The 16,740-nt window shown below is 35.5% G+C and carries 13 protein-coding genes and 1 pseudogene; 7 read left to right on the top strand and 7 right to left on the bottom strand.

All coding sequences use genetic code 11. From position 1 onward, the window contains the following. Together AAEO57_RS20885 and AAEO57_RS17690 are read left to right on the top strand one after the other, a co-directional pair. Positions 1 to 107 (top strand): annotated as a pseudogene (locus AAEO57_RS20885) (IS982 family transposase); the annotation flags it as partial. A gap of 39 nt (positions 108 to 146) precedes the next feature. Then, a complete protein-coding gene (locus AAEO57_RS17690; protein ID WP_341694362.1) occupies positions 147 to 1,169 on the top strand; it encodes a hypothetical protein in 1,023 nt (340 codons plus the stop codon). A gap of 87 nt (positions 1,170 to 1,256) precedes the next feature. Here AAEO57_RS17690 and AAEO57_RS17685 read toward each other — a convergent pair whose 3' ends face one another. The 3 genes from AAEO57_RS17685 to AAEO57_RS17675 form a co-directional block, all read right to left on the bottom strand. Next, positions 1,257 to 1,910: a metal-dependent transcriptional regulator gene (locus AAEO57_RS17685; RefSeq protein ID WP_341694361.1), complete on the bottom strand. Its 654-nt coding sequence runs from the start codon at positions 1,908 to 1,910 to the stop codon at positions 1,257 to 1,259. Between the two features lie 96 nt (positions 1,911 to 2,006). After that, the gene (locus AAEO57_RS17680; protein WP_341694360.1) at positions 2,007 to 3,875 is read right to left on the bottom strand and encodes an Nramp family divalent metal transporter; all 1,869 of its coding nucleotides are present in this window, start codon (positions 3,873 to 3,875) and stop codon (positions 2,007 to 2,009) included. Positions 3,876 to 3,942: 67 nt separating this feature from the next. Further along, positions 3,943 to 4,341: a Fur family transcriptional regulator gene (locus tag AAEO57_RS17675; RefSeq protein WP_341694359.1), complete on the bottom strand. Its 399-nt coding sequence runs from the start codon at positions 4,339 to 4,341 to the stop codon at positions 3,943 to 3,945. A gap of 92 nt (positions 4,342 to 4,433) precedes the next feature. Between AAEO57_RS17675 and AAEO57_RS17670 the strand changes: the two genes are divergently transcribed. From AAEO57_RS17670 to AAEO57_RS17650, 5 genes are all read left to right on the top strand, one after another. Beyond that, positions 4,434 to 4,787, top strand: a complete 354-nt coding sequence (locus AAEO57_RS17670; protein WP_341694358.1) for a MerC domain-containing protein — start codon at positions 4,434 to 4,436, stop codon at positions 4,785 to 4,787. Positions 4,788 to 4,797: 10 nt separating this feature from the next. After that, on the top strand, positions 4,798 to 5,706 hold the full coding sequence (locus AAEO57_RS17665; RefSeq protein ID WP_341694357.1) for an NAD(P)/FAD-dependent oxidoreductase: 909 nt from the start codon (positions 4,798 to 4,800) through the stop codon (positions 5,704 to 5,706). Between the two features lie 228 nt (positions 5,707 to 5,934). Continuing rightward, positions 5,935 to 8,187, top strand: a complete 2,253-nt coding sequence (locus AAEO57_RS17660) for a TonB-dependent receptor (protein WP_341694356.1) — start codon at positions 5,935 to 5,937, stop codon at positions 8,185 to 8,187. 235 nt (positions 8,188 to 8,422) lie between these two features. Then, positions 8,423 to 9,862, top strand: coding sequence for a nucleoside recognition domain-containing protein (locus AAEO57_RS17655; protein ID WP_341694355.1), 1,440 nt, complete (start codon positions 8,423 to 8,425; stop codon positions 9,860 to 9,862). Between the two features lie 311 nt (positions 9,863 to 10,173). Beyond that, positions 10,174 to 11,778, top strand: coding sequence for a fumarate hydratase (locus AAEO57_RS17650; RefSeq protein ID WP_341694354.1), 1,605 nt, complete (start codon positions 10,174 to 10,176; stop codon positions 11,776 to 11,778). 385 nt (positions 11,779 to 12,163) lie between these two features. Here AAEO57_RS17650 and AAEO57_RS17645 read toward each other — a convergent pair whose 3' ends face one another. From AAEO57_RS17645 to AAEO57_RS17630, 4 genes are all read right to left on the bottom strand, one after another. Then, entirely contained in the window at positions 12,164 to 12,628 is a 465-nt protein-coding gene (locus tag AAEO57_RS17645) for a hypothetical protein (protein ID WP_341694353.1), read from the bottom strand. A 55-nt stretch (positions 12,629 to 12,683) separates the two neighbouring features. After that, on the bottom strand, positions 12,684 to 13,340 hold the full coding sequence (locus AAEO57_RS17640; RefSeq protein ID WP_341694352.1) for a CoA transferase subunit B: 657 nt from the start codon (positions 13,338 to 13,340) through the stop codon (positions 12,684 to 12,686). A 172-nt stretch (positions 13,341 to 13,512) separates the two neighbouring features. Then, positions 13,513 to 14,214 carry a CoA transferase subunit A gene (locus tag AAEO57_RS17635; protein WP_341694351.1) on the bottom strand — a complete coding sequence of 234 codons (702 nt, stop codon included), beginning with the start codon at positions 14,212 to 14,214 and terminating at the stop codon, positions 13,513 to 13,515. 216 nt (positions 14,215 to 14,430) lie between these two features. Further along, entirely contained in the window at positions 14,431 to 16,740 is a 2,310-nt protein-coding gene (locus AAEO57_RS17630; RefSeq protein ID WP_341694350.1) for a penicillin-binding protein 1A, read from the bottom strand.

The following is a 16,740-nucleotide window of genomic DNA, read 5'->3' as shown; positions in this document are numbered from 1 at the left end:
TCAAGAAAATGTTTCCTAGAACAATACATGCAGTTACACTTGAAGGTTTTCTAATAAAGTTAACTCTGTTTGTGTTTGGACTCCAATTAAACAAATCAATTAACTAGCAACTTGAATTAATTACAATTATTAAGAATACCAGTATATTGAAATTCTACATTTCTGATAATAATGGTAATCTAAATGAAAAAGCGGTAGACTTATCGCATCTGAAATTTAAAAACAGTGCAAATCACACCGCATTATTATACGATGCATTCATAGAAGGCGGAGATCTGTTTAAACCTACTATAAACGTAGAGCATATTAGCAATGATCAGCCTTCACTGGCATTGAGTTCAAAGAAATTTAAGGTTTACACCTATAAAAAAGACGAAATTATTTTCACATTTGATAACAACTCTTTTTTAACAGCTATTTTAAAAATCAACCTGAATAATTTTAGTGCTGATTTCAAATCGGTTGGACAGCCGGAAATAGAGCAACCAGAATACTATGCTAATGTTGCCAAATCGAATTCTTTTTTAATTGAGGATAAAATTCTTCAAATCAAAACTACTCCTGATGTTTTATTTTTCACTGTAAGTGAACAAAATGGTATTCGAATCAATCAGTTTAAAACTTTACGTGAAGAAGCAATAAGTTATAAAAACTCAGATGTATTTCAGGAATCAGGAAGTATTCATAATAAAAAAGTCCTCGAAAAACCCAAACAATTCATACGAAAAATCAATAATTCCAACCCGGCTGTAACTTGTTACAAATTAAATGGTTTATATTATACTGCAATAGGAAGCTCGCAGGATATCGTTCATGGAGGACCAAGAGGAATGGGAATGGGAGGTGGTTTTGGAGCGGCGCCTATGTCATTTGGTTTTACATCAAACTATACAATCGGAAATTTGATTTCTTATAAAGACAAAAATGTCGTTTACACCAACTGCTTATTTGATGCAGACTTTAATCATATAGATGATAAAGTTCAAACTTCAGCATTCGAAAAAGCACGATTATTTTTAGAAGAAAATGAAGACGTAAAGGATAGCACCTCTATTTTTGGAAAAGATTTATATAAAGATCTGATTGTTTTTAAATTCAACTCCTTTTTATATTTAGGAAACTATAACAAACAGAACAAAAAATATCAGATTTTTAGTTTTACTGAATAATAAACTAACATCATTAGGCTCAACAAAAAACTCCCGACGCAGAATTCGGGAGTTTTTTTATGCTTAAAAGAATACTTCTATATATGCCTAAACCAGCTTCACAAACAAATTGGAAGCGATTTTATTCGAAATAGACAATTCTCTCTCATTCACTTTAATTCGAACCGATAAATCGAAAGATTCTTTGGAAAGAAACCCGATTTTAGAACCCAAAGCAATTCCCTGTTTGTCAAGGTATTTTAAAAACTCAGACGAAGTGTCTTTTACACCCACACAAATACCGGTTTGATTTTCGCTTAATTCAGAAAGCAAATGTTTTTCGATTTTAATAATTCGCCCATTCGCATCCGGAATGGGGTCTCCATGCGGGTCTTCTGTTGGATTTCCAAGAAAATCGTCCAGGCGGTTAATCAATTGCTCTGATTTGATGTGTTCTAATTGTTCGGCAATTTCATGAACCTCGTCCCAACTGAAATTTAGTTTTTCAACCAAAAACACTTCCCACAATCGATGTTTTCTCACAATCATTTTGGCCGCCAGCTTTCCGTTTTCAGTTAAGGAAACACCCTGGTATTTTTTATAATTCACCAAATCTTTCTCTGCCAGTTTTTTAAGCATATCGGTTACAGAGGATGCTTTCGTTTCCATAATTTCCGCAATAGCATTCGTACTCACTTCTGTTTCCAAAGCAGCCGTCAGGTGGTAGATCGATTTTAAATAGTTTTCTTCTGAAAAGGTCATTTTTTTAAGCTTCTAAGCGCCTAAGTTTCTAAGCACCTAAGTTTCTTTAAGGCTTAAAAAACCTTAGTTCCTTAGTAGCTTAATATCTTAGCAACTTCATTTAACAATCAGCAAAGGTATCGAAATTTTATGTCTCAATTTATCTACGGTTGTACCAAAAAGAATATCTTTCAAACCAGTGTGGCCGTGGGTTCCCATGACTAAAATGTCAAAATTACCTTCGTTTATAATTTTCGGAATTACTTTGGCGGGTTTTCCAAAACCAAGTTCTGTTTTAATTTTGAATCCTTTGCCTGAAAGCATGTCTTTGTATTTTAGTAATAATTTTTCGTCGATTGTAGTTTCATGATCGTGTATATGAACACCATACATTAAGGCACCGACCGTTTCTACAATATGTATGAGGGTATATTCTGTGTCAATATCGCCCAATTCGAAAGCTTTATTCAGAGCAGCTTCATCGGCATTCGAGAAATCTACAGAAACTGCGATGTTTTTAATGCTTTGGCTTTCCTTCGGCGAAAAATGCAGTTTAAGGTTGTGTGGTGAATGGTTTACCGATTTGTTTTTCGCTTTAGCAATGAAAGGTTTAAAAACGATGTATAGCAGTAACCCTAAAAATCCAAATGCCAGCGGAACCACTGTAAACCAAAGAACCATTGGATGATCTGAACTTTCTAACCAGGATGTTATTTCATCGTAAACTAATTTTGCATTCAGAGAAACAATAATCGAAGCAATAATCCAGGATACGATTTGTGTTGTTTTAGAAATATGAAAACCTTTCATTTTCGATTTATCGCTCACAAAATGAATAAGCGGAATAATAGCAAATCCTAATTGCAAACTTAAAATTACCTGACTCAGAATTAAGAGTTTTCCGGTCACGCTCTCACCATAAATCAAAATCACGATTACCGCCGGAATAATAGCAATTAAACGTGTTATAATTCTACGAACCCAAGGCTGAATCCTAAAATGCAGATATCCTTCCATTACGATTTGTCCTGCAAGCGTTCCGGTTACAGTCGAACTTTGTCCTGCAGCAATCAAAGCAACGGCAAACAAAATCGGAGCCCATTTGGTTCCTAACAACGGTTCAAGAAATTGATGCGCATCCTGGATTTCAGCTACTTCAAACATTCCGTTTTTATGGAAAGTCGCTGCCGCAAGAATTAAAATGGCTGCGTTTACAAAAAAAGCAAGATTTAATGCAATGGTAGAATCGATCAAATTGTATTTTAAAGCTTGTTTGATTCCCGCCGGAGTTCTGTCAAATTTTCTGGTTTGTACCAAAGACGAATGCAGATACAAGTTGTGAGGCATTACAGTAGCTCCGATAATTCCGATGGCAATATACAACGCAGCCGAATTTGGAATAGAAGGAATAAGTCCCGCTAAAACTTTATGAACTTCTGGTTCAGCAAAAATCATTTCGAAAATAAAGGAAAAGCCAATTATGGCCACCAAAGCTATAATGAAGGCTTCCATCTTCCGAATTCCTTTATTAATCAGGAAAAGCAATAAAAACGTATCTAAAACGGTAATCAAAACCGCTTCAAGTAACGGAATTCCGAAAAGAAGGTTGATACCAATCGCCATCCCGAGCACTTCTGCCAGATCGCAGGCCGCAATTGCTATTTCGGCTAAGAAATATAAAATGTAGTTGATGTATTTTGGATAAGTTTCTCTCGAAGCCTGTGCAAGGTCGCGCTGAGTTACAATTCCGAGACGGGCACTCAAACTCTGCAAAAGCAAAGCCATTAAGTTGCTCATCAATAAAACCCAGACCAACGTATAACCAAACTGGCTTCCGCCGGCAATATCTGTAGCCCAGTTTCCCGGATCCATATAGCCAACACTTACAAGATAAGCAGGGCCTAAGAAGGCTAAAAATTTTCTAATCCCTTTTTTTTTGTGCTCGGTAGAAACCGATTCATGCACTTCTTCTAAAGATTTGGACATTGTAAAAGTATTGTTTTCACAAATATATAGAAAAATTATATTGGCGAAACAATTTTTTTAGACAAGTCTAAAAGTTAATGTTAGAATTTAAACATTTTGGACACAACCCAGATAAAGTAAAGTTAATCTCATTCACTTTATAGTTGTGCGGCATAATATAACTTGGTTTTACAGTTTCGAGACAAGTAATTTCATGACATTTTTCGCAGCTGAAATGTGCATGGTTATGAATGTGTACACGCTGATGGGAATGATTGCATTTTGCATACTTTACTGTTCCGTCCAGATTCGAAATTTTATGAATAGTGTCTTCATTGATTAACCGGTCCAGAATTCTGTAAATAGTAACGCGATCACATAAATCATTTAATTGTTTGTGAATTTCTGTATGCGAGAGAGCTGTTTTCGATTTTTCTAGAACCTCTAAAACAGCTGTTTTTGCTGCGGTATTACGTGTAGCCTTCATTTTTTGGGAATTTAAAATCAAACGCAACAATGTTGCAATTAATAAAATTGTTTATATTTGCAACAAAATTGCATTAAGCAAATGTACACGAAATGAAGAAAATAAGCACATCTTTTTATGATATTTTAGGAATTTCAAGTGCGGCCATTTGTCTGGTTCACTGTTTGATTTTTCCTCTTTTAACCATCCTTCCATTAGGATTAACTCACAATCCGTTTATCGATTTTCTATTTGCCTCAATAGGGTTATTTGCAATTCTCAAAATTATAAAAAAATCATCGCTTTTGGTATCGTCTATTTTAGTTGTTTCTATATCCTTGATTTGGATTGGTATTTTGATTGATCTTTTTTTTGAAATTCATCTCGATTTAATCTATTTCGGAGGAATCGGAATGATTACAGGGCATTTAATCAATTATAAATTACACAGAAAACAGCATCATTAAAATCAGCAATATGAAACAGAAGCATTTTGAAGTGATTATCATTGGCGGTAGTTATAGTGGCCTCTCTGCAGCCATGAGTTTAGGACGTTCATTGCGTCAGGTACTGGTTATTGATAGTGGTTTGCCATGTAACAGACAAACACCACATTCTCATAATTTTATCACACAAGATGGTGAAAAGCCAGCAGTTATTTTGAAGAAAGCCAAATTACAAGTGGACATTTATAAAACTGTTCAATTCTATAACGGACTTGTGGCAACAACAGTTAAAACAGATAAAGGGTTCGTGATTACAACGGAATCCGGAAATGTATTTACTTCCAGAAAAGTGTTATTTGCTACAGGGGTTAAAGATTTGCTGCCTGAAATTAAAGGTTTTCAAGAATGTTGGGGAATTTCGGTTTTGCATTGTCCGTATTGTCATGGTTATGAAGTCAAAAATGAAAAAACGGCCATTATTGCCAATGGAGAAATGGGATTTGAATTTGCTAAATTGATTTCGAACTGGACTAAAGATCTTCGTTTATGCACCAATGGAAAATCGGAATTGACTTCAGACCAAACACAAATACTTAAAAATTATGGAGTTTTAATTTTAGAAGAAGAAATATTTTTTTTAGATCATAATGAAGGATATGTTAAAAATATCATTTTTAAAAACGGAGAAAAAGTCGAGGTAAAAGCTATATACACAAGACCGCCTTTTGAACAGCATTGTAGAATACCCGAAACTTTGGGCTGTGATATTAGCGAACAAGGATTGTTGAAAGTTGATTTGATGCAAAAAACAAATGTTCCAGACATTTTTGCAAGTGGAGATTGCACAACACAAATGCGATCTGTAGCCATTGCCGTTTCTACAGGTACTTTCGCTGGCGCGGTAATTAACAAAGAACTTATTGATGAGGGGTTTAGATAATCAAATTTTATTAAACACAAAGAAAATATAGTTTCTAAAGTTGTTTCATTAGCATCAAACAAATAGCTATACATGAAAACAAGCTTTTTGCTAATCTTAATTCAAAAAAAGTAAATCTAATTAAATAAAAATCTAACACATTGAATCCAATCCGTTTGAAAATTTCAGTTGCACATAAGTGTATATCAAATTTAATTTTTAGTTTTGTCTAAATTTAATTTTACAATAATGAAATATTTATTTTTGACAATATTAATAATTTCAACTAAAAGCCTATACTCGCAAAACATCTCAGGAAAAGTAGAAGCCTCAATTCCTACTGGTCAGAAAATTAACCTTAGTTTATTAAATACAAATTTTAAAACACAAGCCGATTCTTCAGGAGTTTATAAATTAGAAAATATTCCACAAGGAACTTATAAAATAAATGTAACCTCAACAGGATTCAAACCCATCACCCAAAGGATTTCAGTGTTAGAAAATGAAAATTTAATTTTGGATTTTCAATTAGAAGAAGACCAGAACGAGTTAAACGAAGTCGTGGTTTCAGGAACTTTAAAACCTGTAAAACGATTAGAAAGTGCTGTTCCCGTTGAGGTTTACTCGCCTGTTTTCTTCAAAAAAAATCCAACACCAAGTATTTACGATGCGCTTCAGAACATAAATGGGGTTCGTCCGCAGTTGAATTGTGGTGTTTGCAATACGGGAGATATTCACATAAACGGATTAGAAGGCCCTTACACTTTGGTTATGATTGACGGAATGCCAATTGTCAGCAGTCTTTCTACAGTTTATGGTCTTTCGGGAATTCCGAATTCTCTGGTGGAACGAATCGAAATTGTAAAAGGTCCTGCTTCGTCTCTTTACGGAAGTGAGGCAGTAGGAGGTTTAATCAATATCATTACTAAAAATCCAACTAATGCACCGGTTTTTTCTGCCGATTATTTTACAACTTCTTATTTTGAAAGCAATCTCGATTTGGGAACGAAATTTAATGTAGGCAAAAAAGCAATTTCTCTTATCGGAATTAATTATTTTAACTACGATCAGGTTATCGATAAAGACAAGGATAATTTTACGGATGTCACGCTTTCTGAAAGAATCTCGCTTTTTAATAAATGGAGTTTTAAGCGAAATTACAATCGCCTTTTTACCATTGCTGTACGCGGAATGTACGAAGATCGTTGGGGAGGAGACACTCGCTGGGAGAAAAAATACAGGGGCGGTGATGAAATTTATGGTGAAAGCATTTATACCAAAAGAGCCGAATTAATTGGAAGTTATCAATTGCCATTTGAAGAAAAACTAATGCTTTCGTTCTCTGGAAATGTACATTATCAGGACAGCCGTTACGGAACAACATCGTATATCGCCAATCAAAAAATTGGATTTTTACAACTGACCTGGGATAAAAAAATTGGCAGAAATGATTTATTGGCAGGAATTGCAAGCCGATATACGTATTATGACGATAACACGCCGGCAACCAAAGAAGCCGAAAACACTTGGCTTCCTGGAATTTTTGTTCAGGACGAAATTACCTTTTCTCCAAAAAGTCAGGCTTTGCTGGGAATGCGTTATGATTACAATTCGATTCACGGTTCGATCCTTACACCTAGATTGGCGTATCGATTTAAAGCTAATGAAAATACCATTTTTCGATTAAACGCTGGAACTGGGTTTCGTGTCGTGAATTTGTTTACCGAAGATCACGCAGCACTGACGGGTTCCAGAGATGTAATTATTAAAAATGATTTAAAACCCGAAAAATCTGTAAACGTGAATTTGAATTACATTCAGAAAATCAATTTCGGGAATGGAACTTTTATGGGAATTGAAACGACTGCTTTTTACACAAGATTTAGCAATAAAATCATTTCAGATTATGAGTCGAATCCAAACGAAATAATCTACGACAATATTGATGGTTATGCGATAAGTCAGGGAATCAGTACCAATGTAGATCTTAATTTTCCTTCGGGATTAAAATTTATTGTTGGCGCAACACTTTTAGACAATAAAAATGTCGAAAACGGAATTTCAGAAAGACCTTATCTGACTGAGAATTTTACCGGAACCTGGAGCATTTCGTATAAAATCCAGCCTTGGAACTTATCGATGGATTATACGGGGAATGTTTACAGTCCGATGAAGTTGCCTTTGTTGAGTGAAACAGATCCCAGAAATCCAGATTCGCCGTGGTACAGTATCCAAAATATTCAGTTTACGTATTCAGGATGGAAAGATTTCGAAATTTATGGAGGAATCAAGAATTTGCTGAACTTTACCCCAAAACAAAATAATCCGTTTTTGATTTCGAGAACAAATGACCCTTTCGACAAAAATGTGCAATACGATTCGGCTGGAAAAGTTTTAGTAACACCTGATAATCCCTACGGTTTGACCTTTGACACAACGTATGTTTATGGACAGAACCAAACAATCCGCGGATTTTTGGGATTGCGATATACTTTTAGATAAATTTATAGTGCACATATTAAAAGGATTCTTCTTCTGTACTGAGGAGGGGAGTCAGAATAGAAAGCTTTTTTTAACCTTATAACATTCTATTCCCTTCATAAGATTATTTATTAATTGATTTTTAATTACAATTTAACTTTTGAATTTATTTTCATGCATTTTACCTTAAACCACGAAATTGACTTTTGTAATTGTCATTTCAATTGATTTATTACATTTACAAAAAATTACAATTATGGTATTAAGCAGATTTTGGTTAACGATTTTTATTTCTTCGATTGTGTTTATTGTGGTGAGTTTATTTACTGCCAATACGTATACTATTGATTCTGTTTTGAACGGAAAGAAAGATGACCCGATTTTGGTTTCAGAAAAATACGTTGAACAACTTCCTGCCTACATTAAAGACAGCATTAAAAATGCTCCTGAAAAAACCATGATTGTCAATCGTGACACGCTAAATGCCGATACGACTTATGTTTTCAAAAACAAAACGGTAAAAATCTACAGCGGTCTTCAAAAATCAGATGGTTTATTACCAACTTGCAAAAGCACTTTACTGGACTTAATAATTCCATTGATTGCTTATCTGGCTTTCTTCTGCGGATTAATGGAACTTTTAATCGTTTCGGGAGCTTCCGGAAATTTAGCTAAACTACTGAGTCCCGTTTTTGTAAAAGTTTTTCCAAGTATTCCTAAAAACCACCCTTCGATATCCTACATGACCTTAAACTTTGCTGCGAATTTCTTAGGATTAGATTCGGCTGCAACTCCGTTCGGACTTAAAGCCATGGAAAGTTTACAGGAAATAAACCCCGAAAAAGACAAAGCCAGTGATGCACAGATTATGTTTATGTGTCTTCACGCTTCGGGTTTAACTTTAATTGCAACTTCAATTATAGGGTATCGTGCCGCTGCAAATGCAAGTAATCCTGCCGATGTAATGCTGCCTTGTATCATCACTTCGTTCATCGGAACCATTGCTGCTTTCCTGATTGTGGGAGTAAAACAAAAAATCAATTTCAAGAGTGCTTCTTTATTAATTGGTTTAATGACTTTGATTGCTGGTATTGTTGGTTTATTGATGTATGTAAACCATTTGGATTTAATCGGAAAAAACTATTTCACCTCTAACCTTTCAGGATTAATATTAGTGGCGATAATTGCTTTTACACTGATTTTTTCTTTCATACATGAAAAGAAATTCAAAGAGGCAGAAACTACTGTCTTTGACACTTTTGTAGTCGGAGCCAACAACGGGGTTAAAACCGGAGTTACTATTTTTCCTTATGTTTTAGGGATGCTGGTTGCTATTTCATTGTTCAGAAACAGCGGTTTGTTCGAAATCATCAGTGATGCTATTGGATTTATCTTTTCGAATATGGGAGTGAGCAAAGAAATCACGAATGCGCTGCCGGTTGCGATGCTTCGCCCTTTTAGTTCTGCAGGATCAAGAGGTTTTTTGATTGATTCAATGAATACTTTTGGCGCCGATTCTTTAACGGCAAGACTGAGCAGTATTTTTCAGTGCAGTGCTGAGAGTACTTTTTATGTAATTGCGGTTTACTTTGGTTCGGTAAATATTAAAAATACCCGTTATGCTTTGGGCACCATGCTTTTGGTAGATTTGATTTGTGTGATTACGGCTATTTTTGTGGCGACCTGGTTTTTTTAATTAAACATTAATCAACATAATCGAAATTAAACCGGATTAAAATCCGGCCCTACAATATTGAATCGAGCCGATGGCTCTTGCTCTTGGGTTTTAAAATTCCGTAAGAATGAATATGTATTGTAGCAACGGATTTTAATCCGTTGAAAACAGATTTGAACCTTTTATTAAGTTCCATTAGGAACGGATCATATAAAATATGCGCAAACTTTATAAATTTCAATGAGTTTCATAACCAACAATAAACTCCGAAACACTTATAATTCAAATTCTTTCTTAGGCAAATAATTTTTAACTTTGCCAAAAACAAAGAAATGATTGATTTTATATACCAGGATCCTTATCCTATTTTAAAAGACGAAACACAATACCGAAAAATTACTTCAGATTTTGTACAACTTGAAAAATTTGGAGACAAAGAAGTACTTTTAGTTGATCCAAAAGGATTAGAATTATTAGCTGAAGAAGCCTTAACAGATGTGTCGTTCATGTTGAGAACCACACATTTGCAAAAACTAAGAAACATTCTGGATGATCCTGAAGCGACAGACAACGATCGTTTTGTAGCGTATAATTTACTTCAAAATGCTGCTGTAGCTGCCGAAGGTCAATTGCCAAGCTGCCAGGATACCGGAACAGCGATTGTTATGGCGAAAAAAGGCGACAGCATTTTCACCAGCGCTGATGATGCAGAATGGCTGAGCAGAGGAATTTTTAATACTTATCAAAAACGTAATTTACGTTATTCTCAGATTGTTCCCATTTCGATGTTTGAAGAAAAAAATTCAGGTTCGAATCTTCCGGCACAAATTGATATCTATTCCAAAAAAGGAATGGCTTATGAATTCTTATTTATGGCAAAAGGTGGTGGATCTGCCAACAAAACGTATTTGTACCAACAGACAAAATCGTTATTGAATGAAAAATCTCTTGATGCTTTTATTCGTGCAAAAATCAAAGATTTAGGAACTTCTGCCTGTCCACCGTACCATTTGGCTTTAGTAATTGGCGGAACTTCAGCGGAATCCACTTTAGCGAATGTTAAAAAGGCTTCAGCAGGTTATTTTGACAACCTGCCTACATCAGGAAACATGGCCGGTCAGGCGTTTCGTGATTTGGAATGGGAAGAACGTGTTCAGAAAATCTGTCAGGAAAGTGAAATCGGAGCTCAGTTTGGAGGAAAATATTTTACACATGACGTTCGCGTCATTCGTTTGCCTCGTCACGCAGCTTCATGCCCGGTTGGACTGGGAGTTTCCTGTTCTGCAGACCGAAATATCAAAGGAAAAATCACCAAAGACGGAATCTACCTTGAGCAGTTAGAAACGAATCCGAAACAATTTTTACCGGAAACAGCACCACATTTGGAAGCTCCGGTTGAAATTGACTTAGATCAGCCAATGGCAGATATTTTAGAAAAACTATCGCAATATCCAATCAAAACGCGTTTAAAACTAAACGGAACTGTTATTGTGGCACGTGATATCGCCCACGCAAAAATTAAAGAATTATTAGACGCCGGAAAACCAATGCCGGAATATTTTAAAAACCACCCTGTTTATTACGCCGGACCTGCAAAAACTCCGGAAGGAATGGCTTCAGGAAGTTTCGGACCAACAACAGCCGGACGTATGGACGTGTATGTAGATGAATTCCAGAAACATGGCGGAAGTATGGTGATGCTCGCTAAAGGAAACCGTACCAAACAGGTTACAGATGCATGCAACAAGTATGGTGGATTCTATTTAGGATCAATTGGAGGACCTGCCGCAATTTTGGCTCAGGACAATATCTTAAAAGTAGAAGTAGTTGATTTTGAAGAATTAGGCATGGAAGCTGTTCGAAAAATTACTGTAAAAGATTTCCCTGCATTTATTATTACGGATGATAAAGGGAATGATTTCTTTGAGAATCTGTAAAGCTTAGTTTAACTAACTTTTTATAATACCGTAAATTCATAATTTTATTGAATTTACGGTATTTTTATCTTAAAAAGCACATTTACTATCCAAACCATGAATCAAATACTAACTCTTTTCAATTCCGTACTTCCCATTTCAGAAGAAGAACAAACCATTATGAAACAGCATTTGTTTACAGAAAGCCTCAAAAAAGGAGAAAAGTACTGTGAACAGGGCAAAATCTGTACTAAATCGGTTTTGTTATTAAAGGTGTTTTGAAAGTCATAAAAGCAGATTTTGAAGGAAATGAGTACATTACTTACTTTATAAGCCAGGGGCATTTAGCCGTTGCAGTGGAAGTGCAGCCGATTCAATTGAGCTGTTAACGGGTAAAAATTTATATTTAATCCAGAATTTTAATTCCTTTTTTATAATCTGTTAAACATTTTTTTTCCAATTCTACTTTAGGATTGTAAGTTGTATTTCCTTTTGTAATTGATTTGTTTATATCAATTAATTCAAGTGTTTCTAAATCAATCAAAATCGTATACCCATAATTTACACTTCCATCAGAAATATCAAAATTCAGATAATATGGCATAATATCTTTTGAATGATACCAGGAAGCTGATAAGTTCAGTTTCGTATTTTTATTTTGCGCAAAGTAGTAATTCATGCATTTTGGAAAAATGACTTCTCTGTTCTTTATTCTCAATGTTTTCTTATTCCAGTCAAATTTTGCTGGATTAAATTGTTTAGGTAAACCAATTATATTTCCATTACTATCAATTTGTAAGCGTGTATCTTGGTGTATTACATCTGCACTGGTCAGAAATAGAAATGATATTAAAATAAAAAATGTTTTCATTTAATTTTGTGTTTTGAAAATACCCCAATATTAAGGAATAAGCGAAAAGATTCTTTTAAAACCTCATCTCAGGAATTTCTCCCTCAATTATCAAATCAGCTTCAGTTGAAGCAATAATATGTTCAACAGAAATACCTGGCGCGCGTTCTAAGAGCTTAAAACCTTTTTCTGTTACTTCGAGAACCGCAAGCTCAGTTACAACCTTTTTAACGCATCCTACACCAGTTAATGGCAAAGTACATTTTTTCAGGATTTTTGATTCTCCTGCTTTATTAACGTGCATCATGGCAACGATGATATTTTCGGCGGAAGCCACCAAATCCATAGCGCCTCCCATACCTTTTACCATTTTGCCCGGGATTTTCCAGTTGGCGATATCTCCGTTTTCAGAAACCTCCATCGCACCCAGAATGGTCAAATCAACTTTCTGGCTTCGAATCATTCCAAAACTAAAAGCCGAATCAAAGAAACTCGCTCCCGGAAGCGTAGTAATCGTTTGTTTTCCTGCATTGATGATATCGGCATCTTCTTCTCCCGCAAAAGGAAAAGGCCCCATTCCTAAAACGCCATTTTCACTTTGAAATTCGACTGAAATATCGTCTCTGACATAATTTGCTACCAAAGTCGGAATTCCGATACCAAGATTGACAAAATAACGGTCTTTAACTTCCTTTGCAATTCGTTTTGCTATATCTTCTTTACTAAGTGCCATAGTTTTAATGTGTCAATTTGTTAATGTGCCAATTAGGCAATTCTCAATGCAATCTAAATTAATTATCTAATTGTCGCATTATCTCAATTAAAATTTAATGTGTCAATTTGATAATTAGATAATTTTAAAACATACAGTAAAGAATTATCTAATTGACAAATTATCTCATTATCTAATTCCTCTGTCTTACGGTTCGTTGTTCAATTCTCTTCTCAAACTTTTCTCCCTCAAAAATACGCTGTACCATAATTCCGGGAATATGAATCTGATTTGGATCTAATGTGCCAACCGGAACTAATTCTTCAACTTCGGCAATTGTAATTTTTCCAGCACCTGCCATACAGGCATTGAAGTTTCTGGCTGTACCTTTGAAGATTAAATTACCCGCTTCATCGCCTTTCCATGCTTTCACAATAGCAAAATCTGCTTTAAAAGCTTCTTCCATGATATGCATTTTACCATTGAATTCACGTACTTCTTTTCCCTCGGCTACTTCGGTTCCGTAGCCTGCAGGAGTAAAGAAAGCTGGGATTCCGGCCTGAGCTGCACGGCATTTCTCAGCTAAAGTTCCTTGTGGCGTGAGTTCGACTTCCAGTTCCCCCGAAAGCATCTGACGCTCAAACTCGGCATTTTCACCAACGTAAGAGGAAATCATCTTTTTGATTTGTTTTTTCTGAAGAAGCAATCCCAAACCAAAATCATCAACACCTGCATTATTAGAGATACAGGTCAAATCTGAAATTTGAGTTTTCACTAAGGCTGCAATGGTATTTTCAGGAATTCCACACAGACCAAATCCGCCAAACATGATGGTCATTCCGGATTCGATACCTGTTATAGCATCCTGAACATTCTTTACTTTTTTTGTAATCATAACAAATGGTCTTTATTACTGGCTATTTTTGATAAAAATACGATTTTAAGATTAAATTATATCGATTTCGTAAAAATAAAATAGAGCTTCGACTCCGCTCAGCATAACATTAATGTTTTAATTTCATCCAACGGTTTAATATCAAAAAAAATCCTTTTGTTAGCATCTTAAAATGAGATGCCAACAAAAGGATATTTTATATTCTAAAAGCTAAAACTATAGTTCGAACTCTTCTGTATTTTGTTCTGTCTGCGTGGTGTCTTTTACAACGGCTGCAGGTCTGCTGTAACAATCTACTTTTATAGAAAGATTAGCCGGACGCTCAAACTCTGCTTTTGAAACCTGAAGACCAGGATCGGCATAACATTTTTTCATAAAGTAAGCCCAAACCGGCAATGCAGCTGTAGCTCCCTGACCATAAGTCAGACTTTTGAAACGTGCTGAACGATCCTCGCAACCTACCCAGACACCGGTTACCAAATTTGGCACCATACCCATAAACCAACCATCAGACTGGTTTTGTGTTGTACCTGTTTTACCTGCAATAGGATTCGTGAACATATACGGATAACCTGTCCAACGGTTGTCTCCGCTACCTCCGCCTTGTGTACGCAAACGTGCACCCGAACCGCTTTCTGTAACTCCCTGAAGCAATTTGATTACGGCAAAAGCAATGTCTTTATTTAAAACATCGTGCGATTCCGGAATGGGTTCATAAATAACTTCTCCGCTTTTGTTTTCAATCTTACTTAAAAATTGTGGTTTTACATACACTCCCTGATTGGCAAACGTACTGTATGCAGCCACCATATCTTCAACAGTAATATCAACAGCTCCCAATGCAATAGATGGCTGTACCGGAATTTCAGTTTTAACGCCTAATTTTCGTGTTAGTTCTACAACAGCTTCAGGACTTGTTCTGTCAATTAATTTAGCAGAAACCGTATTGATAGAAGCAGCTAAAGCTTGTTTTAAAGTAACCATTCCACGGTATCTGTAATCCGAGTTTCTTGGCTCCCAGTCTTCTGTTACGTGGTGGCGACCTTTGTGAATCATAAACGGTCCGTCTAAAATAGAATCACAAGGAGACATGTTTAATTGCTCAATCGCTGTTGCATAAACAAATGGTTTAAAAGTAGAACCAACTTGTCTGGCACCCTGCCCAACGTGATCGTACTGAAAATATTTATAATTGATTCCGCCAACCCAAGCCTTAATTGCTCCAGTCTGAGGTTCCATTGACATTAAACCAGATTGTAAAAAATGTTTGTAATAACGAATAGAATCAAGAGGTGTCATTGTTGTATCGCGTTCTCCTTTCCAGGTAAACACACGCATTTTTGTTTTTACTTTAAATGAAGCAATAATATCATCTTCGCTTTTATCCATTTCTTTCATCTGAGCCCAGCGTACAGAATTTTTCATGGCCTGCATCATAATTCTATCGGTTTCAGCCTGAGTGATATTTACAAAAGGCGCATTTTTATTGTTTTTCATTTCAATAAAAAACTGCTCCTGAAGATTTTTCATGTGTTCTGCTACAGCTTCTTCTGCATGAGCCTGCATTCTAGAGTCTATGGTAGTATAAATTTTAAGACCGTCTTTATAAATATCATAATCCGATCCGTCTGGTTTTTTGTTTTCTGTAACCCATTTTTTCATGTAATCACGAAGGTACTCTCTGAAATAAGTTGCCGTCCCTTCACGATGGCTTTCTAATTTAAATTTCAAAGAAATAGGCAAAGCCTGCAATCTTTCTTTTTCGGTATTAGTAATCATCTTTGCTTTTACCATTTGCCCAAGAACTACATTACGGCGGTTTTTAACGCCCTCAGGATTACGAACAGGATTGTATAATCCTGAGTTTTTGAACATTCCCACCAAAATTGCCGATTCATCAATTGTCAAATCTTTAGGATCTTTAGAGAAATAAGTCTGTGCTGCCGAACTAACTCCTACCGAATAGTTTCCAAAATCATATACGTTGCAATACATTGCCAGTATTTCGTTTTTGGTATATTGTCTTTCCAGACGAATGGCAATAATCCATTCTTTTACCTTTTGTACAATTCTAAACGGAAGGAATTTGGAACCTTCACCATGAAATAATTGTTTTGCTAATTGCTGTGTCAGTGTACTGGCACCACCATTGGTCCCTAAAGTAAAAATTGCTCTTAAAGTTCCACGTCCGTCAATTCCTGAATGTTCATAAAAACGAGCATCTTCGGTAGCAACCAAAGCTTCAACCAGGTTTTTTGGCAAATCAGAATATTTAAGTTGAGATCTGTTGGTTTTAAAATACTTACCTATTACTACTCCATCAGAAGAAATAATTTCGGTAGCCAAATTAGAATCCGGATTTTCTAAATCTTCAAAAGAAGGCATTGAACCAAAAAGCCCCCAGGAAGCAAATAAAAAGAAGGCCAAAATACCTAACAGTCCATAAGCAAAAATCCTCCAGAATTTTTTTTGATAGTATTTAATATCTTTTACTGTATTTGTCTGATTGTTTTTTTTAGTAGCCAT

This window comes from Flavobacterium calami (assembly GCF_038290035.1).
Lineage (GTDB): Bacteria > Bacteroidota > Bacteroidia > Flavobacteriales > Flavobacteriaceae > Flavobacterium > Flavobacterium calami.
Note: the sequence above shows the minus strand (reverse complement) of the source record. Positions and strands in the feature narration are given on the sequence as shown.